This is a genomic window from Brevibacterium pityocampae, assembly GCF_039541555.1.
Lineage (GTDB): Bacteria > Actinomycetota > Actinomycetes > Actinomycetales > Brevibacteriaceae > Brevibacterium > Brevibacterium pityocampae.
This window is the reverse complement of the sequence record NZ_BAABGL010000034.1, coordinates 55,313-76,999: the sequence shown is the minus strand read 5'-3', so window position 1 is coordinate 76,999 and position 21,687 is coordinate 55,313. Positions and strand designations below refer to the sequence as shown.

Sequence of the window (21,687 nt, the reverse complement as noted above, 5' to 3'; positions counted from 1 at the left end):
GCGGGCCGAGGACTACCGGATCGAGTACAACGAGCTCCGGCCCCACGAGGCCATCTCATGGAACCGGCCCAAGGAGGTGCACCCGGGGCCTGGCCGACCCCACCACCCCGACATTCAAAACCAAGGAAATCCTGCCAACTACTTGACGCGGGACATGTGCACCCACTAATAGAAACCCCAGGTCAGCAAGCTGCCGACCCCCAGAATCAGACCCCCTGATAAAAGTCAGGTCGACCTCGTTGATCCGCCCGATGAGCCTAGCTGCATGCTGGGGGCTCAGCTCGGAGGTGACCGGCAGGCCCTCATGGTCAAAGACCCAGAGCTCCTCATGGGAGGTGGGCCGACCATGCACCCGTTCGAGGGTGACTTCATCGGCGGTGGCTGCCTCGAATCAATCACCGGTGAGGCGGCCTGCGTTGTAACAGGCCAAACACCCGATCCATACCCGAGGCACCGAGGAAAGAATGTTCAGATAGGACATTCGCACAGCTCCTTCGCCGAGAAAGATCACGTTCTCCACGAAAACCCCGGGCCGCCTCCGGCGGCCAAACTCTAGCTGTGCTTGCTGGTCACAGCGGGCTGAAGCCCTGGTGATGGTTGCGGATGCTATGGCAGGCCGAAGTCTCTCCGCCTGTGGTGGCTCCGTTCTCGGTGGAGCCAGGGATCCGGTCGGGTCGGTTCCTGGTGCTGTTCTCAGCGATGAACCTCACCGTCCCGTCCCGTCCGCGGTTGCGCAGAGAGATGGCCGACAAGCCAGCTGGTGGGTCCGCTATGGGAGCCACGTTCCTGCTCTTCGCCCTCCTATGCACGCAGTCTTCCTCACCACGTACGCCTCTCCGCTGTTCTAGCCAGGCAGCGGATTCGGCGAGACAAACTCTGTGTTCCCTTTACCTCGTGCCCCTTGGCCGCGGCACGGGCAGGATCCACATGATTGCGACAGGCTAGTACATTTCCCGCGAGACTGAACAATATTGTTAGTATGACTGCGATGGGCTGAACATAAACGGTGCTCCAGCGCCGGTGAAGCCCTTATCTGCAGCGCGTATGCGAAGCCTCGCGTCTGGCCAGGAATCGGCCGGGCACCGCTGCGAACACCTGTACACAGCCGTGTGCTCCTAGTGCGTCTTCGCAGATGCGAGGACTCCCTAGGGGCGTGACCTATGAAAGGACAGCAGCCCGGAGCTTCGCACCCAGCGCCTGGCTTCGGGCGAAGCATCATGCGTCTGATCTCTTCTTCACATCACATTGAGCGCGAGGCTGCTCTGACCCCGGCGGTGTTGCTGCGATGACAGAGGTGGCATTCTCCATTGAGAAGACTCGTTTCGACGTGACCTACCAGCCTCTGGAAGGCACCCGCCTGACGACCAATTTCGCCAATCTTGCCCGTGGTGAGAACCGGCAGCAGAACCTGCGCAAGGCCCTGGCGATGATTGATGATCGTTGCAATGAGCTGGCCTCGCAGGAGGACGCAGGTGGGGACCGATACCGGGTTGAGCTCGATATTGTCTCGGTGAACATCGAACTTCAGGCAGAAGAAGGTGCCGCCTCATTCCCGGTGATCGAAATGCTGCAAACCACCGTGGTGGACACTCAACAAGGTGAACGCTTTGAAGGGATTGTGGGCAATAACTTCTCCTCCTATGTGCGTGACTACGACTTCAGTATCCGGCTTCCCGAATGCAGCAGGAACGGATCAGCACTGCCGGAGGACTTCGGGGAGCTCCACGGCAATCTCTTCAAGGGCCTCCTCGCCTCAGACACCTACGCCACACACTTCAGCAAGCTGCCGGTGATCTGCATCAGCGTCTCCACCAGCAGAACCTACCACCGCACGGGATATGAGCACCCCGTTCTTGGCGTCGAGTATCAGCAGGATGAGTTCTCCTTGACTGATCAGTACTTCGGGAAGATGGGCATGCGGGTCCGCTACTTCATGCCGCCCAAGAGTGCCGCACCGTTGGCTTTCTACTTCCTCGGTGATCTCCTCGAGGACTACACCAATCTGGAACTGATCGCCACGATCAGCACTATGGAGACCTTCCAGAAGATCTACCGGCCTGAGATCTACAACGCCAACACCCCGGCTGGCGATGCTTATCAGCCCAGCTTGAAGCACTCGGACTTCTCGGCAACCGGGATCGTCTACGACAGAGACGAGCGTGCTCGTCTTGGTGCGGAGCAGGGCAGGTTCGTCCAGGAGAACCTCATCATCCCGCATGGGAAAACTCTTGAGCAGTGGTCTGCTCGCTACTCGGACTACCACCACCAACTTCAGGGAATGACATCATGAACAAACTTCTGCCCACCACATCCGCCGGAAGCCTCCCCAAGCCCTCCTGGCTGGCCCAGCCAGAGACACTCTGGTCACCTTGGAAACTCGAGGGCGAAGCCCTTACCGAGGGCAAACGGGACGCCCTGCTCCTGGCCCTGGCAGACCAGCGGGCCGAGGGAATCGACATCGTCAGCGATGGCGAACAGACCCGCCAGCATTTCGTCACAACCTTCATCGAGAACCTCAATGGGGTGGACTTCGAGAACCGCAAGGTGGTGCGAATCCGAGACCGCTATGACGCCTCGGTGCCCGTGGTGGTCGATGATGTCACCCGCAAAGGTCCGGTCTTTGTCGCCGATGCTGAGACCCTACGAGCACATACTGACGCGCCCATCAAATGGGCTCTGCCCGGGCCGATGACTATGGTCGACACCCTCTACGATGCTCGCTACGGCAGCCGTGCAGAACTGGCCTGGAAGTTCGCCGAGATCCTCAACCAGGAGGCTAAGGAACTAGCAGCCGCTGGTGTAGATATCGTCCAATTCGATGAGCCGGCCTTCAACGTCTTCTTCGATGAGGTCAACGAATGGGGTATCGCTGCTCTGGAGCGAGCCGCCGAGGGGCTCAGCTGCGAAACGGCCGTGCATATCTGCTACGGCTACGGGATTGAGGCCAATACCAACTGGAAGAAGACCCTGGGCTCCGAGTGGCGCCAATACGAGGAGACCTTCCCTCAGATCCAGAAGTCGAGCCTCGATATCGTCTCGCTGGAATGCCATAACTCCCATGTGCCCACTGACCTTCTCGAGCTGGTCCGCGGTAAGAAGCTGATGGTCGGCGCGATCGATGTGGCCAATACCGCTGTGGAGACACCTGAAGAGGTTGCCGCGACCCTGCGCAATGCACTGCAGTTTGTCGACGCCGATAAGCTCTGGGCCTCCACCAACTGTGGGATGGCTCCTCTGTCACGTAGTGTGGCCCGGGCCAAGCTGGGCGCCTTGAGCGCCGGGGCGGAAATCGTTCGCAGAGAGCTTTCTACAGAGCCCGCCGCCTAAGGGTGACCACCACCCTGTCAGCTGCCGAAGGTCTCCGGGTTCACGGGCCACTCCCGCCGGGGGAGGTTCTTCTCCACAACCAAAAGGTAGGACTCAGTGACCAGATCGTCCACCATCTGTTTGTCGACGTCGCCGTCGGCATGCAGGGTGATCCAGTGCTTCTTTTTCATGTGATACCCGGGGGTGATGTGGCTGTGGTGCTCGCGCAGGAAGCTCGCATCCTCTGGTGAGGCTTTCAGGACCACCAGCGGTTCACCGGTGACCTCAGTCTGGAGCATGAACACCTTGCCCCGGACCCGACTTTTATCAGGTTAGTGTGCACCCTGGATGGTGTCGTGGATGGTGCTGAGCTTCTAGGGCTGCGGCCAGCCGGCGGCGGAACTTCTCGGTGGCGTAGATCGACAGCCACCGCTTCACCGTGGCATAGGAGATCGGATCCATGCCCATCTCCTCGATCACCCACAGTGAGTCGAAATTTGATGGCTCTTCGCGTTTGAGGGTGTAGAGGCGGGGATGAGGATCAGGGTCGGCGTGGCGATAGGTGGATAGAGGTCGAGGCCTTCCGAAGATGGAGGTTCTTACACCAATCCATCCAGAAGACCTCGACGATGCCCCAGCCTACTTTCACCACCCCTGACCTCAACAGCTTCTGCCTCCTCGACTCCCTCGGCCTGATGGTCACCGGCCAACAGATCCGCCGCGACCGGGCCATCCTGGAATGCAGAGTCATCGAAGACGATCCATGGTGCCGTAACTGTGGCGCAGAGGGGCTGCCGCGGGGCACGGTAGTCCGGAAGCTGGCGCACCTACCGTTGGGGTGGCGACCCACGGTGCTGTGGGTTCGGGTTCGCCGATACCGATGTGCTGACTGTGGCATCGTCTGGCGCCAGGACACCACCACAGCGGCGGCACCGCGGGCGAAGTTGAGCAGGCATGCGGTGCTGTGGGCCCTGAAGTCGGTGGTGATCGACAGGATGAGCATCGCAAGGGTCGCCGCCGCACTGGCCTGCTCTTGGCATACCGTCAACGACGCCGTGTTGGCCGCCGGCCGGGACCTGCTCATTGAGGACCCTCACCGGTTCGACGGGGTGAAGGTCATAGGTGTTGATGAGCATTGCTGGCGCCACACCGGGCGCGGCTCCCACTATGTCACCGTGGTCATCGATCTGACCCCGGTGAAGGAACGCCGCGGCCCTGCCCGGCTGCTGGACATGGTCCCGGGTCGTTCCAAGCAGGTGTTCAAGACCTGGCTGGATGCTCAGAGCGAGGGGTTCAGGGAGGGGATCGAGGGGGACTGCTGACGGTTTAGTTGACTCCGGGGTTTATGCCGCCAGAGCGACGGCCTTGTGGTGAACAAGCTCGTATTCAACCGGAGTCAGTTTACCCAAACGCCGTTGCCGACGCTTCCGGTGGTAGGTCCGCTCGACCCAGTGGACGATCGATGTCCGCAACCTCGCTCGCGTGTCCCAACGGCCCCGGTCGAGGACGTTCTTCTGCAACACAGCGAAGAACGATTCCATCGCCGCATTATCACCAGCAGCGCCGACCCGACCCATCGATCCGACTAGCCCGTAACGCCGTAGAACCTGCTGGAACTTACGAGAGCGAAATTGCGACCCGCGATCCGAGTGAACGACACACCCTGCCACGGCTCGCGGTCCGCCACGACGAGCCACAGCGTCATCAATCGCCGCCACAGCCAGACGAGATTTCATCCTCGAATCGATGGCATAACCGACGATTCTGTTGCTGAACACATCCTTGACCGCGCACATATACAGCTTGCCCTCACTGGTGTGATGCTCGGTGATATCGGTCAGCCACAACTCGTTGACTGCCTTTGCTGTGAAGTCGCGTTCGACGAGGTCATCACACACTGGCGGGCCGGGCTTCTTACCGTGCTTCCGGGCTCGTTTGATCGTGTGGGAGAACAGCTCCTGCTGCGAGCACAGCCGCCACACACGACGTTCAGAGGCGCTGTATCCGCACGCCTGGAGCTCATCAGCGATGAACCGGTGCCCGAACCCAGGATCGTCCGTATGAACGTCGTAGGCGGCATTGATCAAGTGCGCCTCCTCGAGTTCCCGGTCAGAGACAGGTTTCGCGCACCACTTGTAGAAACCCTGCTTGGTAAAGCCGAGTACCCGGCAGGCCACTGCCACCGGCACCCCGGCGGCAGCAAGGTCGAGGACCAGCGGGTACATCATTTTGGGTGATGACCACCGAGCTTCAAGTTCGCTTGCGAGAGATACGCTGCAGCCTCGCGGAGGATCTTGTTCTCCCGCTCGAGTTCCCTGATCCGCTTCAGTGCTGCTGCCTGGGCGCGAGACTCCTCGACATCACGAGAGGGCTCGAGTCCGTGCTCACGCAGGCGTGAGTCACGCACCCAGGCCTGGAGAGCTGACTTCGAGATGCCGAGGTCGGCGCAGACCTGCTTCTGGGTCATCCCCTCGCCCAGGAGCTCGAGAGCTGATTGCTTGAACTCATCGGTGTAGATCTTTGGCATGACTTCCATCCTTCCTGGAACTTATCCAGTCGTGAAGTCAACTAAACCCTCAGCAGTCCCTATGTATTGAGACAGGTGTTGACGATGTACTGAGACTCAACACCGCTAGCCCGACAGATTTTTCCGACACAGTGTCGGAACCGTAGGTCCGGAATCCACAGGGATTCCGGACCTCCGTCATTCAGTGCACCTGACGCCCTCCGCGTCACCGCAGCCCCCTCCTTCCTCGCCCCTTCCTCACCCCTTGACCGGCGTTAGAACATGTGTTCGAATCGTTGTATCGGGCGCAGAGCGCGCCCCGCGCTCCGACGATGCAGGCGCCGGTGGTGCGCACAGCGCCCGGCAGCAGGAGGGCGGCGGCAGGTGGACGGAGGACGACCATGAGGTGGAACCAGCAGAGCGTCCTCGATCCGATGGCGATGGTCAACGTCCGCGGCCTGCTCCGCACGGTGAGCACGCCGGAGTTCGCCGGGATGACCTTCCACGAGGTCCTCGCCAAGACCGCGCTCAACAAGGTCCCGCCGGCCAGCGCCATGCCGTTCCCCTGGACGGTCAACCCCTACCGCGGCTGCTCGCATGCCTGCGTCTACTGCTTCGCGCGCAATACCCACCGCTACCTCGACCTCGACGCGGGTGAGGACTTCGATTCGCAGGTCGTCGTCAAGGTCAATATCGCTCAGGTGCTCGCCGCCGAGCTCGCGCGGCCCCGCTGGGTGGGTGAGCACGTGGCGCTCGGCACGAACACCGATCCCTATCAGCGGGCGGAGGGCCGCTACGCGCTCATGCCCGGGATCATCGACGCGCTCGCCGCGCACGGCACCCCGTTCTCGATCCTCACCAAGGGCACCCTGCTGCGCCGCGACCTGCCGCTGCTCGCCCGTGTCGCCGAGGACGTCCCGGTCGACCTCGCGATGTCGATCGCGGTGTTCGACGACGCACTCCAGCAGATGGTGGAACCCGGTACCCCGACGACGGCCGCCCGGCTCGCCACCGTGCGCGCCGCGGCAGACCTCGGGTTCCGGGTCACGGTGTTCCTCATGCCGGTCCTCCCCTACCTCACCGACTCCCCCGCACAGCTCGAGACCGCGGTGCGTGCCATCGCCGCATCCGGTGCGACCCGGGTCGTCCACGGCGCCCTCCATCTGCGACCGGGTGCGCGCGAGTGGTTCCTCGCCTGGATCGACCGTGAGCACCCGCACCTGAGCCGCCGCTACCGCGCCCTCTATGCGCACTCCTCCCACGCGCCGCGTTCCTACCGCGCCCAGCTGTCCCGGCGGATCGGCCCGCTCCTCGACCGGTACGGGCTCAGTTCGCGGGCGGACGACGACTACGCGCGAGGACGCTCCCGGGATCGGCAGGCAGTTCCGGCCGCCGCCCCCGCGCTCACACCGACGCTCTTCTGACGAGGCCTGCACCCGGAACACGGACTGCAGCAGGAACTGCACCGGCGGGCGGAGACTGTGCAGGCTGCGCCCGCCGGTGCGGTTTCCATCGCACTCCCCCAGCACCCAGCGACCACGCGGGCTCGAACCCCGGAATACCCCGCCGGGGCGTGCTGTTGGGGTTGATGGACACGGCCGCACCAAGGCCTCTGCAGCCTCGACGGACACCGACCGCATTCGACGAAGGGACCCCCATGGGCTTCAGCATCGCCACCACCGCGCTCCGCGCCATCCCCGGCGCCTTCATCCTCAACTCCGGCGTCGGCAAGCTCGGCATGCCGCGCGAGATGGCCGAGGGTCTCCAGGGCATGGCCGCCTCCGGCGTGCCGAAGCTCGGCGAGCTCACCCCGGAACAGTTCGCGAAGTTCGTGAGCTACGGGGAGATCGCGGTCGGCGCGGCGCTGCTCGCCCCCATGGTCCCCAAGCGCATCGCCGGAGCCGCGCTGGGCACCTTCGCCGCAGGGATGCTCGCGATGTACTTCCGCAACCCGGCGATGACCGAGGAGGACGGTGTGCGTCCCAGCCAGGACGGCACCGCGCTGGCCAAGGACGCCTGGCTCGCCGCGATCGCGATCGCGCTGATCTTCGGCCGCAAGTGACGCGCCTCCTCCGGCCGTGACACGGCAGCGCTGAGCGCGGCCGCACGACGGGCCCGAGTTCACGAGCGCACCCTGAGCACGATACAGGCGGGGCACCCGGATTCCGGGTGCCCCGCCTGTGTCGTCTGAACCTGTCCCGGCTCGGGCCGATCCGCCCCCGACTTGCGATCCGGAGCCGGTCCCGAGGCGGGAACCGCGGGTCAGGCTGTGCTCACCCCGACCGTGGCCTTCCGGGCGCGCCGCCGCAGGGCCTTGTCGACCTCGACGGTGAGGAACACGACGACCCCGACGATCACCGGAAGCAGCCAGCCGCTGAGCGGCACGGCGGTGGTGGCGAACGCGACCTGCATGAACGGAAGGTACCCGAAGGCGAGCTGCAGCCCGATCATCAGCGCGACGCACAGCCACGAGATGCCGTTCGTCGTGAACAGCTCACGGCGCATGCTGGACGCGGTGGTGAACCGGCTGGCGAACAGGTAGAAGATCTGCCCGACGACGAGCGTGTGCACCGCGATCGTCCGCGAGGTCTCGAGGTCGAGCCCACCGGACTGCGCGAGCAGGAACGCCCCGATCGTCGCCCCGCCGAGCAGCAGGGACACGTAGGCGATCCGCACGACCGCCTCGGAGTCGAGCAGGGAGGCCCGCGGATCCCGGGGCGGCCGCTCCATGATGCCGGGCTCCGAGGGCTCGAAGGACAGCGCGAGCGACAGCGTCACCGCGGTGATGAGGTTGACCCACAGCACCTGGAGCGGGGTGATCGGCAGGGTCATGCCGGCGACCATCGCGACGAGGATGACGAGACCCTGCGCGCCGTTCGTCGGGAGCATGAAGATGATCGCCTTGCGGAGGTTGTCGTAGATCGTCCGGCCCATCTCCACGGCGGCCGCGATCGAGGCGAAGTTGTCGTCGGTGAGGACGATGTCGGCGGCCTCCTTGGTCGCCTCCGTGCCCTTGATGCCCATCGCCACGCCGACGTCGGCGCGCTTGAGCGAGGGGGCGTCGTTGACGCCGTCGCCGGTCATCGACACGACCTCGCCGTCGGCCTGGAGCGCCTGCACGAGCCGCAGCTTGTGCTCCGGGCTCGTGCGCGCATAGACGTCGTGCTCGCGGACGATCTCCCGCAGTTCCTCGTCGGTGCTCGCCTCGAGCTCCGCCCCGGTGATCGCGCGATCACCGATCCCCATCTCCCGGGCGATCGCGGTCGCGGTGCCGGCGTGGTCACCGGTGATCATCCGCACCCGAACGCCGGCGCGCTGCACGGTGCGGATCGCCTCGATCGCCTCCTCGCGCGGCGGATCGATGATCCCGAACAGGCCGAGGAGCACGAAGCCGCCCGCATCGACGTCGTCCGTGGTGAGCTCATCGGTGCCCGGGTCGGCGCGCCGTTCGGCGGCGGCCAGCACGCGCAGGCCCGAGGCGCCGAGCCGGTCGATCTCCGCCTCCCAGTGGGCCCGGTCGAGCGGGGTGCCCGCATCGGGGCCGTCCCCCTGCCGGTCGCAGCGGTCGAGGAGCCGGTCGGGTGCGCCCTTGAGGTGGACCAGCCGGGTGCCGTCCGCCCCGGCATCGAGGGTGGCCATGTACTTGTACTCGGAGTCGAAGGGCACCTCGGCGAGCCGCTCGGCCTGCGGGTGGGCGCCGGACTTGAGGGCGAAGGTGCGGATGCCGCCGTCGGTCGGCTCCCCGTTGAGGACCCATTCCCCGTCGCGCTCGACGACACGGGAGTCGTTGGCGAGCGCGGCCACCTCGGCGATGGCGGCGAGCCCGGGGTGCGCTGCGAGCTCGATCGTCCCGCCTGCGGCGGCGTCCTCGGTGCCGGCACCCGGGGCGCCCGCGGTGGCAGGATCCGCGGCGCGGATCTCGCCGTCGGGCGCGTACCCGATGCCGGTGACCTCGAACCGGCCGGCGGTGGTGACGACCTCGCGCACGGTCATCTCGTTGCGGGTGAGCGTGCCGGTCTTGTCCGAGCAGATCGTCGTCACCGAGCCGAGCGTCTCCACCGAGTTCATGCGGCGGGTGATCGCGTTGCGCGAGGCCATCGCCTGCACGCCGAGGGCCAGGGTGATCGCGAGCACGGCGGGCAGGCCCTCGGGGATCGCGGCGACGGCGAAGCCGATCGCGGACATGAGCAGGCGCGGCCACGGGTGGTCGTAGAGGAGCCAGGACAGGAGCACCATGCCGACGGCGAGCACCACGGCGACGATCGCGAGCAGCGAGGAGAAGCGGGTCATCGAGCGGGTGAGCGGGGTGTCCATCGACTCGACCTCGCTGAGCATCGTGGTGATGCGCCCGATCTCCGTGCCGGTGGCGGTGGCGGTGACGACGCCGGTGCCGGAGCCCGCGGCGACGACGGTGCCGGAGTAGGCCATCGACGAGCGGTCCCCGAGCACGGCGTCCGCGGCGACCGGGTCGACGGCCTTCTCCGCCGGCACCGACTCCCCGGTGAGCGCGGACTCCTCGATGCGGAGGTTGACGGAGCGGAGCAGCCGGAGGTCGGCAGGGACCTTGTCGCCGGCGCGCAGCCGCACGATGTCACCGGGCACGAGCTCCTCCGCGTCGACCTCGGTCCAGTCGCCGTCGCGCAGCACCTCGCTGTCGAGGGACAGCATCGAGCGGATGCTCTCGAGCGCATCGGCGGCCTTGCCCTCCTGGAAGAACCCGACGAGCGCGTTGATGAGGACGACGGCGAGGATGACGATCGTGTCGATGACCTCGCCGAGGATGCCGGTGAAGACCGCGGCGGCGAGCAGCACGTAGATCATCGGGTCGTGGAACTGGCGCAGCAGCCGCTGCAGCGTCGTCTCCTGCTCGCTCGGCGGCAGCGCGTTCGGGCCGGTCGCGGCGAGGATCTCGGCGGCGCGCGTCGAATCGAGTCCGGAGTCGTCGGTGTCGAGAGCGGAGAGCACGTCCTGCTCGGGCAGCGCGTGCGGCGGGCGGTCGGCGGAGAACAGCTGCGGGCTTGCGGTCATCAGGTCTCCTGCCCCGGTCGGCCTGCCGGCCGGTTCCGGGTATGCGTCGGGTACGGGTCCGACCGGGCGGTTCGGGGACCGGTCGGACGGCATCCGACCCGGCGCCCCCGGCGACAGGGTTCCTTACCGCTCACGAGGTGGTGACCAGCGGTTTCCCCGTCCGGATCGGCTCTGTCGTCCATGCTACGCCCCGACTCCGGTGCGCCTGCTCGCCGGTGTCCCGGAATGGGACGCGCCGTCCCGTCGCACAGCACCCCTCGGTCCCGGTGCACCGCACCTCGCGCCGGGCGGGTGACGCGGGGCGGGCCGTGGACTACCGTGGCCGCATACCGGAGAGAGGGACCGCCATGACCGATCCGACCAGCCGCACCACCGAGCCCGGCCCCGCCACGGGATCCGCGAACGCGGCGCCTGATCCCGCTCCGCTCTCCCCCGTTCTGCCGCCGGACACCGTCGCCGCGTGGGTCGCCGCCGACCGTGTGCAGGAGACCGCGAGGTTGCGCGCCCAGCTCGCCCCGGTCGTCGAGCTCGTCTCCCCGCTCACCGACCGGTTCCGGTTCACCGGCCCGGGTGAGGTCATGGCGGTCCTCGAGTCCGCGTTCGAGCTCCTCGACGACATCGAGATCACCGCGCTCACCGGTTCCGGCCGCGACTGGGTGCTCCACGGGACGAACACCCTCGACGGCGCCAATCTCGAGGAGATCCAGTGGCTCCATCTCGCCGCGGACGGCCGCATCGACCGCATCACCCTGTTCATCCGACCGGCGCCGGCGGCGATCTCCCTGCTCGCGAAGATCGGCCCGCCGCTCGCGCGCCGCGGCGCGCTGCTGCCGGGAGCGGCCCTCGCCTCGCGCGCGGCCGCCCCGATCGCCGCGGTGCTGCGCCTCACCGAACGGGTCGTCATGGGCCGGCTCAAGCGGAGCTGACCCGCACCGGGGCCGGCGTACGGCACCCCGCGGGGCGGGCGCGGCTCAGCCGTCGAGGAAGTCCTCGAGCCCGGTGAGCAGCCGGTCGACGTCGCGCTCATCGGTGTACGGGGCGATCCCCATCCGCAGGCCCACGCGGTCGAGCAGACCGAGGCGGGAAACCGCCTCCCAGGCGTAGAAGTCCCCGGCCGGGGCGAGCACCCGGTGGGCGTCGGCGAGGTGCCGGTAGGCTGCGCGGACGTCGCGGCCGGGCAGGGTGACGCACACCGTCGGGGTCCGTTCCCGGGCCCGGGACCACGACACGACGCGCGGCCCGAGCTCCGCCAGGCCGGTCTCGAGGCGATCGAGCAGCCTGTGCTCGTGCGCGGCGATCGCGGCATAGGACCGGGCGAGGCGTGCCCTGCGACCGGTCTCCCGGCCCGGTGCGATCTCGGCGAGGAAGTCCACGGCGGCGGTCACCCCGGCCATGAGCTCGTACGGCAGGGTGCCGCGCTCGTACCTGTCGGGTACGGCGTCCGTCTGCGGCGTGAGCTTCTCCGGGGTGATCGCGGCGAGGAGCGCGGGGTCGGCGGCGAGCGCGGCGCAGTGGGGGCCGAGGAACTTGTACGGCGAGCACACGAGGAGGTCCGCGCCGAGCGCCTCCCGGTCGATCAGGACGTGGGCGGCGAGGTGCACGGCGTCGACCCACACGAGGGCGCCGTGGGCGTGGGCGAGGTCCGCGACCGCGCGCACCGGTGGGATGGTGCCGAGCAGGTTCGAGGCGCCGGTGAGCGCGACGAGCACGGTGCGCTCGCCGATCACCGCGCGGGTGCACTCGAGGTCGAGCTCCCCGGTGTCCGGGTCGAGGTCGATCCAGCGCACGCTCGCCCCGGTCCGCTGCGCGGTCTGCACCCAGGGACTGATGTTCGAGTCGTGGTCGAGGCGGGTGACGACGACCTCGTCGCCCGGCCCCCAGTCCCGGGACAGGTGCCCGGCGAACTCGTAGGCGAAGGTCGCCGCGGAGCGCCCGTAGACGATGCCGAGCGGGTCGGAGGACACGAGGTCGGCGAGCGCGGACCGGAACGCGGCCATCGCATCGAGGGCGTTGCGCTCGGAGTCGATCCCCGCGCCCTTGTTCGACAGCGGCCCGGTGAGGGTGGAGGCGACGGCCCGGCCCACCGCGGCCGGGGTCTGGGTTCCCCGGGGCCGTCGAAGTGGGCGATCCTGCTCGACTGCGCGGGGAACGCGTGGCGCAGGGCTGCGAGGTCGTAGGTCATGGCGGAGTTCCTCTCCCGGGCGGCCCGGTCCCGGCCCTCGCCTCACACGCTAGGTGCCGGGACGTCGGGAGGGAAGGGGTGGCCGTCGGGCCCGCGGGTCCGTCAGTCCGCCTGCCTGCTCGCCTGCCCGCTCGCACGGTGCGCGGTGCTCACGAGCACCGGATCGTCACCGCCGGCGAGGTGGTCGGCGAGTTCGACCTCCGGATGACTCGTGCAGGTCGGCGGGTCCCAGGGCGGGCCGAGGACGATCGCAGCGGGGTCGAGACCGCCGCGGGCGGTGTCGAAGCCGGTGCCGAGCGCCTTGAGCACCGCCTCCTTCCGCACCCAGGTGCGCAGCAGTGCGGCGAGGCGCTCGGCCTCGGTCGCACCCGCGGCGGCGCGGAACCAGATCCGCTCCTCCGCCGCGAGCGCGACATCGGCGAAGGAGCCGGCGCGGGTGCCGGAATCGCGGAACGGGGCCCACGCCTCGGCGTCGATGCCCACGCTGCCGGGCTCTCCCGGCCCGCTGCACGCCGCGGCGACCCAGCCGGCCGTCCGGGACAGCGACACTGCCACCGGGGCGGCGCCGGCCCGGGCCCGCCGGCCGCGGACGGTCGCTTCGATGCGCACCGCCTCGGCCGACACCGAGTGCACGCGGGCGACGAGACCGGTGAGGAGGGCGTGCGCGGGGTCGACGCCGTCGGGCGCCTGCTCGATGGTCCACTCCACGACATCCTCCTTCCCACCCGCGCGCCCCTGGGGTCCGACTCCGCGCGGTCGGGTCCAGTATCGCCGACCCGGCGCCCTCCCCTCCTCGCTGTGGCCGACGCCTCGGCGCGGGTTCCGGGCCCCGTCACCTGCCCGACGTAGACTCCGGGTGAGACATCGCCGTTCGCACGAGATCGAGAACGAGGCCTGTGAGCATCCACCCCCCGCAGTTCCCCGGCACGCACCGCACCCCGCTGCCGCGCACCCTCATCGACATCATCCTCTCCGTCGCCGCGACCCATCCCGAGGCGCCCGCGCTCGACGACGGCCGCCGCAGCCTGAGCTACACGGAGCTCGTGTCCGAGATGCGCGCTCTGGGCTTCGCGCTCCACGAGGCCGGCGTGGGACCCGGCGACAAGGTCGGCGTCCGCGTCTCCAGCGGTACCCTCGACCTCTACGTCTCGATCCTCTCCGTGCTCATGATCGGCGCCGCCTACGTCCCCGTCGACGTCGACGATCCCGACGAGCGCGCCCGCACCGTGTTCTCCGAGGCCGGTGTCGCCGCGGTCGTCACCGACCCCGCGGCGCCGAGCGAGGAGATCCGCCCGACGATCACCCGCACCACGGACCGGCCGCTCGCCGACACCCCTGCCCTGCGCGCCCCGGAGCCGGGAGACGACTGCTGGGTGATCTTCACCTCCGGGTCCACCGGCACCCCCAAGGGCGTGGCCGTGACCCACCGCTCGGCCGCCGCGTTCGTCGACGCCGAGGCCCGGATCTTCTGCATCGCGGAACCGCTGGGCCCCGGCGACCGGGTGCTCGCCGGCCTGTCGGTGGCCTTCGACGCGAGCTGCGAGGAGATGTGGCTCGCCTGGGGGCACGGCGCCTGCCTGGTGCCCGCCCCGCGCGCCCTCGTCAAGTCCGGCATGGACCTCGGCCCGTGGCTGTCGAGCCGCCGCATCACCGTCGTCTCCACGGTGCCCACGCTCGCCGCGCTGTGGCCGGCGGAGACGCTCGACAACGTGCGGCTGCTGATCTTCGGCGGCGAGGCCTGCCCGCCGGAGCTCGCCGCCCGCCTGTCCGACGGCACCCGCGAGGTGTGGAACACCTACGGCCCGACCGAGGCGACCGTCGTCGCGTGCGCCGCCCCGCTCGGCGCCACCGGTCCGGTGCGGATCGGGCTGCCGCTCGACGGCTGGGACCTCGCCGTCGTCGACGCCCAGGGCGTCCCCGTGCCCGAGGGGGCGACGGGTGAGCTCATCATCGGCGGGGTGGGCCTCGCCCGCTACCTCGACCCGGTCAAGGACGCGGAGAAGTACGCGCCGATGCCGACCCTCGGCTGGGACCGCGCCTACCGCTCCGGCGACCTCGTCGTCAACGACCCGGCCGGCCTGCTGTTCGTCGGCCGCGCCGACGAACAGGTCAAGCTCGGCGGACGGCGGATCGAGCTCGGCGAGGTCGACTCGGCTCTCCAGGCGCTGCCCGGGATCGCCGGCGGTGCGGCCGCGGTGAAGACGACGCCCAGCGGCACCCAGCTGCTCATCGGCTACCTCGCTCCCTCGCAGCGCCCGGCCGCGGCGGACGAGCCCGCACTGCTCGCCGCCTACGCCGAGCAGCTCCGCCGGGTGCTCCCGCCCGCGCTCGTCCCCCGCCTGACGATCGTCGACGAGCTGCCGACGAAGACCTCGGGCAAGGTCGACCGCAACGCCCTGCCGTGGCCGCTCGCCGCGGTCGCCGAGGACGAGGCGGCCGGCCCCCTGCCCGCGCACGCGGAGTGGATCGGTCAGCAGTGGGCGGCGGTGCTGGGCGGCACGCCCGGCATGGACACCGACTTCTTCGACGCCGGCGGCGGCTCGCTCGCCGCCGCCCAGCTCGTGTCCCGGCTGCGCACCGAGCACGCGCAGGTCACCGTCGGCGACATCTACGCTCACCCGCGCTTCGGGGCGCTCGTCGAGCTGTGCACCGGCGCCGACGCCCCGGAGAACGTCCACCGCCGGCCGCGCCGGGTGCGCCGCACCGCCCGCACGATGCAGCTCCTGCAGACGCTCCTCGGGATCCCGGTGCAGATCCTCTCCGGCATGCGCTGGGTCGTCCTCACGCTCGTCGTGTGCAACGTCGCCGGGGCCCTCGGTGCGCCGCTCGTCACCACCCCGTGGTGGTTCGTCATCGCGCTCTACCTCATGTTCGTCACCGCGTGGGGCCGCATGCTCATCTCCGCGGCGGCCGCGCGCCTGCTCCTGCGCGGGGTCGGCCCGGGCGTCTACCCCCGCTCCGGCGGCGTCCACCTGCGGCTGTGGCTCGCCGAGCACATCGCCGAGCAGGCCGCGGCCGTGTCCGTCGCCTCCGCGCCGTGGGTCACCCGCTACGCCACCCTGCTCGGCAACCGGATCGGCCGCGACGCCGACCTCCACTCGATCCCGCCGATCACCGGCCTGCTCACGCTCGAGGACGGCGCGGCGATCGAACCCGAGGTCGATCTCAAGGGCTGGTGGGTCGACGGGGACCTGCTGCGGATCGGCCCGATCCACGTCGGCGCGAACGCCACCGTCGGCGCCCGCTCCACGCTCATGCCCGGCGCCCGGGTGGGGGCAGGCGCCCACGTCGAACCCGGCTCCGCGGTCACCGGCAAGGTGCGGAAGAACCAGGTGTACTCCGGCTCCCCCGCCGCCCGTGTGGGCAAGGCGAAGAACACGTTCCCGGACCCGCCCTCGCGCCGCCGCCACACCCCGTTCTGGTTCTACGCCGTCGGCTCGATCTTCCACGCCGCGATCCCCTACGCCGCGGCCGTGCCCGGGCTCGCGCTCATGGTCGCCGTCTCCGGGGTCGAGGTGTTCGCGGCTCCGCTCGCGCTGCTCGCCTGGGCGCCGGTGCTCGCCGCCGTGTGGTTCGTGTGCACCGCGGTCCTCATCGTCCTCGCCGTGCGCGGACTGGCGCTCGGCCTGCGCGAGGGCACCTACCCGGTGCGCTCGGCGATGGGCTTCCGGGTGTGGGCCACCGAGCGGATCATGGACATGGCCCGCGACCTCCTGTTCCCCCTCTACGCGAGCCTGCTGACCCCCGTGTGGCTGCGGATCCTCGGCGCCCGCGTGGGCCGCGGGGTCGAGGCCTCGACGGTGCTGCTCGTGCCGAGCATGACGCAGATCGCCTCCGGGGCGTTCCTCGCCGACGACACCATGGTCGCCTCCTACGAGCTCGGCCACGGGTGGATGCGGATCGGCCGGGCCAAGGTCGGCAAGCGCGCCTTCCTCGGCAACTCCGGGATGGCCGCCGCCGGGCGCCGGGTGCGCGCGAACTCGCTCGTCGCGGTGCTGTCGGCCGCCCCGCAGAAGGCGAAGAAGGGCAGCTCGTGGATCGGCTCTCCGCCCGTCGAGCTCCGCCGCGCGGAGGTCGCCGCCGACGAATCCCTGACCTACGATCCGCCGCTGCGGCTCAAGGCGCTGCGCGGCACCTGGGAGACGCTGCGGATCCTCGCGGTGCTCACCGCCGGGGTCGTCGTCGCCGGAGTGTTCCTCGCCCTCACCGGTCTGCTCACCGCCGCTGCCGAGGTGACGGGCGCCGGCCCGGCAGCGGGCGCCTCGGGCACGGGACCGGTGACTGCCGGGGTGTGGCCGGCGATCGTCATGACCGCCCTGTCCGGTGTCGTGATGATGCTCGCCGGTGCGGTCACCGCCGGGATCGCCGTCGTCACCAAGTGGCTGTTCGTCGGGCGGGTCAGCGCCGGGGAGCACCCGCTGTGGTCGTCTTTCATCTGGCGCAACGAGGTCGCCGACTGCTTCGTCGAGCTCGTCGCCGCCCCGTGGTTCGCGCGCTCGGCCGTCGGCACGCCGGCGCTCGTGTGGTACCTGCGGGCGCTCGGGGCGCGGATCGGACACGGCGTGTGGTGCGAGACCTACTGGCTGCCTGAGGCCGACCTCGTCGACCTCGCTGACAGTTCGACGGTCAACCGCGGCTGCGTCGTGCAGACCCATCTGTTCCACGACCGGGTGATGGCACTCGATACCGTGGAGCTCGAGGCCGGAGCGACGCTGGGACCCAACAGCGTGATCCTGCCGGCGGCGACCCTCGGGCGGTCGTCGACGGTCGGCCCGACCTCGCTCGTCATGCGCGGTGAGTTCGTCCCCGCCGACGCCTACTTCACGGGCAACCCGGTGGTGCCGTGGGTCGATGCGCCCGCGCTGCCGGAGTCCTCGTTCGCCGCCGAGGCGCCCGCCCCGGCCACCACCGCTGAAGGGAGTCCGACGTGACGGTGCTCGACCGCTGCACCCCGCACTCGGGGACGGCCGCGGTGCGGATCGTGCACTACGATCTGCACCTCGACTACAAGATCCTGCCCAACCGGCTCGCCGGGCAGGCGACCCTGCGCGGTTCGATGCTCGCAGATGCCCGGACGATCGAGCTCGATCTCGTCGGCCTCGCGGCCGGTCGGGTGCTCGTCAACGGCCGCCGGCACCGGTTCAAGCAGACGCGGAACAAGCTCGTCGTCCGGGCGCAGGAGAAGTTCCTCGTCGACGAGCAGCTCGAGATCGAGATCCAGTACTCCGGCACCCCGGGGCCGGCGATGGGCACGTGGGGCGACGTCGGCTGGGAGGAGCTCACCGACGGCGTACTCGTGGCCGGCCAGCCGACGGGCGCGGCGACGTGGTTCCCCTGCAACGACCATCCGAGCAGCAAGGCGACGTTCCGGGTGACGATCCTCGTCGACTCGGAGTACACGGCGGTATCCAACGGCGAGCTCGTCGACACCCGCCGGCGGGCCGGGCGCACCGCGTGGACCTGGGAGTCCGCCGAACCGCTCGCCACCTATCTTGCGACGATGCAGATCGGTCAGTACCGGCGCGGGAGCGTCGACAGCGGCTCGCACGTGCCCTCGCAGGTGCCGATGACGCTCGCGTGCAGTGCGGGCCTGTGGCAGCAGGCGCAGCGGATCCTCGCCAAGCAGCACGCGATGATGACGGTGTTCGAGCGCCGGTTCGGCGAGTACCCGTTCGGGCACTACGGGATCGTCGTCACCGACGACGTGCTCGAGATCCCGCTCGAATCGCAGCCCCTGTCGATCCTCGGGCGCAACCACCTGGCGCAGACGTGGAACGCCGAACGGCTCATCGCCCACGAGATGGCCCACCAGTGGTTCGGGAACTCGGTGACGCCGAAGTCCTGGTCCGACATCTGGCTCAACGAGGGCTTCGCCTGCTACGCGGAGTGGATCTGGTCCGAGGAGTCGGGCCAGAAGTCAGCCCAGCAGCGCGCCCGCGAGCAGCACGTGCGGCTGGCGGACCTGCCGCAGAACCTCGTGCTCGCCGACCCGGGAGCCGCCGACATGTTCGACGACCGGGTGTACAAGCGCGGGGCGCTCACGCTGCACACGCTGCGCCTCCACATCGGGGACGAAGACTTCTTCCGGATCCTCCACCGCTGGACCGGGCAGTACCGGGGCTCGAACGTCACCACCGAGGCGTTCCTCGCGCTTGCGGAACAGGTGTGCGGCCGCCCGGTCGAGCCGCTCATCCACGACTGGCTCTACGCTAAGCCGCTCCCACCGCTCCCCGTGCAGTGGTGAGCGTGAACGGTGCCTGCCGGGACGTCCCCGCTGTGACGTCCCCACGGGGACGCGTCGTGCAGCGGTGAGGCGGTGCGACCGCTACCGGAGCAAGGATGGCATCGCTGTCGTTTTCAGGAGAATTGATCGTTGATCGCCGGCATTCGAATTGCAGATCCCGGCAGTCGCGACAAGCGCCGACTTACCGTCCGGAAACTCAACTCGCAGATGCTCAAAGTTCGGAAATCTTGACAAGAGGTTCGCTACGGTCATGCAATCACGCGCATTGCCCTCGATACTTTGATTCTGAGGAACAAGCTTTAGCAGCACCTCGCTCAGATTTCCATTAGGCACTCCATCTACAACGACGTATTCCGGATACGTCCAACGACCCACGACCAATGAGTGGTCCAACGATTCATCGGTAGAGGCTTTTGCTAGATCATCCGGCGTCAATCGAATCTCTGATTCCAGAGCATTGACATATTCCTCACAGGACCTGTAGGAGACTATTCGATCCTCCGAAACCCCCAGTTCTTGCACAGCAAATTTAGGGCCGTCGATATCCGGATTCACAATTGTCACTATGGAACCAGTATTTGACAGTCGCTCTTCAAACATTCCAGATGAAACCAGGTCCGTCGCCGGAATGCTGTAGCCGACCAGCGCCACATTAGCCGCCGAACCAATGGCATCCGACGCGTCCTTCCACAACTGACGAGTTAGAGGATTCCGGTAGTAGGAAGACTTTGCAGCGGCCGGAGGTACTATAAATGGCTCACGTCCAGGTAGAAGCTGATTCCGATCCACCACACGTGGCACTCCCGGAGCGCCGAATCGTCCATTATCATTCCACCGCCGAATAGTAGTCCCCGTTAGATCTCCGGGCACCCAATAGTTATCAATCGACCCATGCAACTTGATCAATCGAAACGTCTTAGCTGTCGGCAACCCGAATACCAGACCTCGATTCGGCGTTTCAGGCGGAAGAGGCATGTTCTTCAACGCATCCTCGGCTTGAGCTTCGTGCTCGAGATCGTCGTAGAGTCGGCAATACTTAAGCACCAACTCCGGAATCACGTCGTAGTTGAAGGTAACGACATTCGCCTGTCGAAAATGCAAAATTCCGATGAGACGCTGCAGCCACCACGATGGTTGCCCCTTGAGCACTTCATCCTGACATTCACGAATCACTTCTCTAATCGCGGATGTGACAAGTGAGAACATCTCTCGATTGCGAAGATTCTCCGATTCCGACAGATCCGGCTGTTGCTCTGCCAAGCGCGACAACCAAGATTCGAAACGGCGTCCTCTGAACGGTCTTACCGCGTCCTCGGATCGACCAGATTCGCGGATCCTGCGCATCACCCGAACCCCAAGGTCATCGGTCGCTGGAAACACGCCATCCGATGCAGCGATAGAGAAACCAGCGCCTAGAACCACAGTCAAACTCATAAGTCCAACGATACTAGAGATCGGCAAGCGTCACTCAACGGACGCTTAGATTCGAGGCAGTTGACGGACACATGTAATAAGCCTCGGACCGGTGCTATGGGCAGAACTAGGGCTTCGGTTAGGGCGTTATCAGAATTGCGAACCTGCAAATACCTGGCCCCGCTTCAAACAGGTACAGTTTCCAATCCAGTGAGGCTGCTCCCGATCGCCGTTGGCTCGCCAACCGCCCTGGCACGTCTCGTACAGCTCCCGTCTTACGCACCACTATGCACCCAATGCAACTCAGCAAGAAGACGCTCACCCAGATGGTAAGAGTCATCGCAATAAGATATCGCGTCGAAAGTGAAGCTGGTGCTGTCAACGACCGATCGAAGTTTCCAGCGCAAGGAACCGAGAGCAGCTTCTGCGAACGCGCAACCGCCACCTGCTGTGCCGTCCCCGGGGGACGCGTCGTGCAGCGGTGAGGCGGTGCGACCGTTACCATGAGAGCATGACCGACCCGACTCACTTTGACCCCCTCGCGCTCGAATCCCTGCTCGCCCTCGAGCACCGCGGGTGGGACGCCCTGTCCAGCCACCGGGGCGGCGCGTTCTACGGCGCTCTCATGACGCCGGAGGCGGTCATGGTCCTCGTCAACGGGATGGTGCTCGACCGTGAGACGATCGTCGCCGGTCTCGACGACTCCCCCGCCTGGGACTCCTACACCCTCACCGACGCCCGCGTGGTGCCGACCGGTGAGGACTCCGCGGCACTCGTGTACCGGGCGAGCGCACGGCGCGCCGCGGACCCTGCCCCGTTCGAGGCCCTCATGGCGAGCCACTACCGGCTGGTCGACGACGAGGTGCGACTCACCTTCTACCAGCAGACGACGATCACGCACTGAGCGCTGCACTCGGCGGAGTGGATTCGGCCCGCGGGCAGTGCGATGCTGAAGACTCCGTCCGAGCACGCGAGCCGCGCGGCTCGGTTCCGATGAACGAGGTGGCA

The 21,687-nt window shown here is 67.7% G+C and carries 14 protein-coding genes and 2 pseudogenes; 9 read left to right on the top strand and 7 right to left on the bottom strand.

Going from position 1 to position 21,687, the window contains the following annotated elements; genetic code table 11:
* The first annotated feature begins 1,285 nt into the window (after positions 1 to 1,285).
* Together ABD883_RS12555 and ABD883_RS12550 are read left to right on the top strand one after the other, a co-directional pair.
* Positions 1,286 to 2,290: a putative oxygenase MesX gene (locus ABD883_RS12555; RefSeq protein ID WP_137319980.1), complete on the top strand. Its 1,005-nt coding sequence runs from the start codon at positions 1,286 to 1,288 to the stop codon at positions 2,288 to 2,290.
* Complete coding sequence (locus tag ABD883_RS12550; RefSeq protein ID WP_137319981.1) at positions 2,287 to 3,327, top strand: methionine synthase; 1,041 nt, start codon at positions 2,287 to 2,289, stop codon at positions 3,325 to 3,327. Before ABD883_RS12555 ends, ABD883_RS12550 begins: the two co-directional genes overlap by 4 nt.
* A 17-nt stretch (positions 3,328 to 3,344) precedes the next feature.
* Here the strand turns inward: ABD883_RS12550 and ABD883_RS12545 are convergent.
* A pseudogene (locus tag ABD883_RS12545) lies at positions 3,345 to 3,614 on the bottom strand (MmcQ/YjbR family DNA-binding protein); the annotation flags it as partial.
* A 19-nt stretch (positions 3,615 to 3,633) separates the two neighbouring features.
* Positions 3,634 to 3,768, bottom strand: a complete 135-nt coding sequence (locus ABD883_RS12540) for a hypothetical protein (protein ID WP_282599429.1) — start codon at positions 3,766 to 3,768, stop codon at positions 3,634 to 3,636.
* A 167-nt stretch (positions 3,769 to 3,935) separates the two neighbouring features.
* On the opposite strand from ABD883_RS12540, the pseudogene ABD883_RS12535 reads away from it, so the two are divergent.
* Positions 3,936 to 4,616 (top strand): annotated as a pseudogene (locus tag ABD883_RS12535) (transposase family protein); the annotation flags it as partial.
* A gap of 33 nt (positions 4,617 to 4,649) precedes the next feature.
* On the opposite strand, the gene ABD883_RS12530 reads toward ABD883_RS12535, so the two are convergent.
* Positions 4,650 to 5,833, bottom strand: a protein-coding gene (locus ABD883_RS12530; protein ID WP_425548448.1) for an IS3 family transposase whose coding sequence is annotated in 2 segments (ribosomal slippage) — positions 4,650 to 5,573 and positions 5,576 to 5,833 — 1,182 coding nt in all. Because the reading frame shifts where the segments join, the coding sequence is not laid out codon by codon here.
* Between the two features lie 380 nt (positions 5,834 to 6,213).
* Between ABD883_RS12530 and ABD883_RS12525 the strand changes: the two genes are divergently transcribed.
* Positions 6,214 to 7,236: an Rv2578c family radical SAM protein gene (locus tag ABD883_RS12525; protein ID WP_137319983.1), complete on the top strand. Its 1,023-nt coding sequence runs from the start codon at positions 6,214 to 6,216 to the stop codon at positions 7,234 to 7,236.
* Positions 7,237 to 7,469: 233 nt separating this feature from the next.
* Positions 7,470 to 7,874, top strand: a complete 405-nt coding sequence (locus ABD883_RS12520) for a hypothetical protein (protein ID WP_137319984.1) — start codon at positions 7,470 to 7,472, stop codon at positions 7,872 to 7,874.
* A gap of 200 nt (positions 7,875 to 8,074) precedes the next feature.
* On the opposite strand, the gene ABD883_RS12515 is transcribed toward ABD883_RS12520, so the two are convergent.
* Positions 8,075 to 10,840 carry a cation-transporting P-type ATPase gene (locus ABD883_RS12515; protein WP_345032536.1) on the bottom strand — a complete coding sequence of 922 codons (2,766 nt, stop codon included), beginning with the start codon at positions 10,838 to 10,840 and terminating at the stop codon, positions 8,075 to 8,077.
* 347 nt (positions 10,841 to 11,187) lie between these two features.
* On the opposite strand from ABD883_RS12515, the gene ABD883_RS12510 reads away from it, so the two are divergent.
* Positions 11,188 to 11,766 carry a hypothetical protein gene (locus ABD883_RS12510; protein WP_345032534.1) on the top strand — a complete coding sequence of 193 codons (579 nt, stop codon included), beginning with the start codon at positions 11,188 to 11,190 and terminating at the stop codon, positions 11,764 to 11,766.
* 45 nt (positions 11,767 to 11,811) lie between these two features.
* Here ABD883_RS12510 and ABD883_RS12505 read toward each other — a convergent pair whose 3' ends face one another.
* Together ABD883_RS12505 and ABD883_RS12500 are read right to left on the bottom strand one after the other, a co-directional pair.
* Positions 11,812 to 12,924 carry a cysteine desulfurase-like protein gene (locus ABD883_RS12505; protein ID WP_345032532.1) on the bottom strand — a complete coding sequence of 371 codons (1,113 nt, stop codon included), beginning with the start codon at positions 12,922 to 12,924 and terminating at the stop codon, positions 11,812 to 11,814.
* Between the two features lie 200 nt (positions 12,925 to 13,124).
* A complete protein-coding gene (locus ABD883_RS12500) occupies positions 13,125 to 13,730 on the bottom strand; it encodes a 4'-phosphopantetheinyl transferase family protein (RefSeq protein WP_345032530.1) in 606 nt (201 codons plus the stop codon).
* Positions 13,731 to 13,918: 188 nt separating this feature from the next.
* Between ABD883_RS12500 and ABD883_RS12495 the strand changes: the two genes are divergently transcribed.
* Together ABD883_RS12495 and ABD883_RS12490 are read left to right on the top strand one after the other, a co-directional pair.
* On the top strand, positions 13,919 to 17,953 hold the full coding sequence (locus ABD883_RS12495) for a Pls/PosA family non-ribosomal peptide synthetase (protein WP_345032529.1): 4,035 nt from the start codon (positions 13,919 to 13,921) through the stop codon (positions 17,951 to 17,953).
* Positions 17,950 to 19,266 (top strand): M1 family metallopeptidase, encoded by a 1,317-nt coding sequence (locus ABD883_RS12490; protein WP_345032527.1) that lies wholly within the window; start codon positions 17,950 to 17,952, stop codon positions 19,264 to 19,266. Before ABD883_RS12495 ends, ABD883_RS12490 begins: the two co-directional genes overlap by 4 nt.
* Before the next feature lie 81 nt (positions 19,267 to 19,347).
* Here ABD883_RS12490 and ABD883_RS12485 read toward each other — a convergent pair whose 3' ends face one another.
* Positions 19,348 to 20,700: a hypothetical protein gene (locus ABD883_RS12485; RefSeq protein ID WP_345032525.1), complete on the bottom strand. Its 1,353-nt coding sequence runs from the start codon at positions 20,698 to 20,700 to the stop codon at positions 19,348 to 19,350.
* A gap of 490 nt (positions 20,701 to 21,190) precedes the next feature.
* On the opposite strand from ABD883_RS12485, the gene ABD883_RS12480 reads away from it, so the two are divergent.
* Positions 21,191 to 21,583, top strand: a complete 393-nt coding sequence (locus ABD883_RS12480; RefSeq protein WP_137319989.1) for a nuclear transport factor 2 family protein — start codon at positions 21,191 to 21,193, stop codon at positions 21,581 to 21,583.
* Positions 21,584 to 21,687 lie beyond the last annotated feature (104 nt).

Excerpts from the sequence above, each read along its gene's own strand:
- ABD883_RS12555 (WP_137319980.1), top strand. The coding sequence starts at position 1,286 with ATGACAGAGGTGGCATTCTCCATTGAGAAGACTCGTTTCGACGTGACC.
- ABD883_RS12520 (WP_137319984.1), top strand. The coding sequence starts at position 7,470 with ATGGGCTTCAGCATCGCCACCACCGCGCTCCGCGCCATCCCCGGCGCC.
- ABD883_RS12540 (WP_282599429.1), bottom strand. The coding sequence starts at position 3,768 with ATGGATCCGATCTCCTATGCCACGGTGAAGCGGTGGCTGTCGATCTAC.
- ABD883_RS12525 (WP_137319983.1), top strand. The coding sequence starts at position 6,214 with ATGAGGTGGAACCAGCAGAGCGTCCTCGATCCGATGGCGATGGTCAAC.
- ABD883_RS12515 (WP_345032536.1), bottom strand. The coding sequence starts at position 10,840 with ATGACCGCAAGCCCGCAGCTGTTCTCCGCCGACCGCCCGCCGCACGCG.
- ABD883_RS12480 (WP_137319989.1), top strand. The coding sequence starts at position 21,191 with ATGACCGACCCGACTCACTTTGACCCCCTCGCGCTCGAATCCCTGCTC.
- ABD883_RS12510 (WP_345032534.1), top strand. The coding sequence starts at position 11,188 with ATGACCGATCCGACCAGCCGCACCACCGAGCCCGGCCCCGCCACGGGA.
- ABD883_RS12485 (WP_345032525.1), bottom strand. The coding sequence starts at position 20,700 with ATGAGTTTGACTGTGGTTCTAGGCGCTGGTTTCTCTATCGCTGCATCG.
- ABD883_RS12550 (WP_137319981.1), top strand. The coding sequence starts at position 2,287 with ATGAACAAACTTCTGCCCACCACATCCGCCGGAAGCCTCCCCAAGCCC.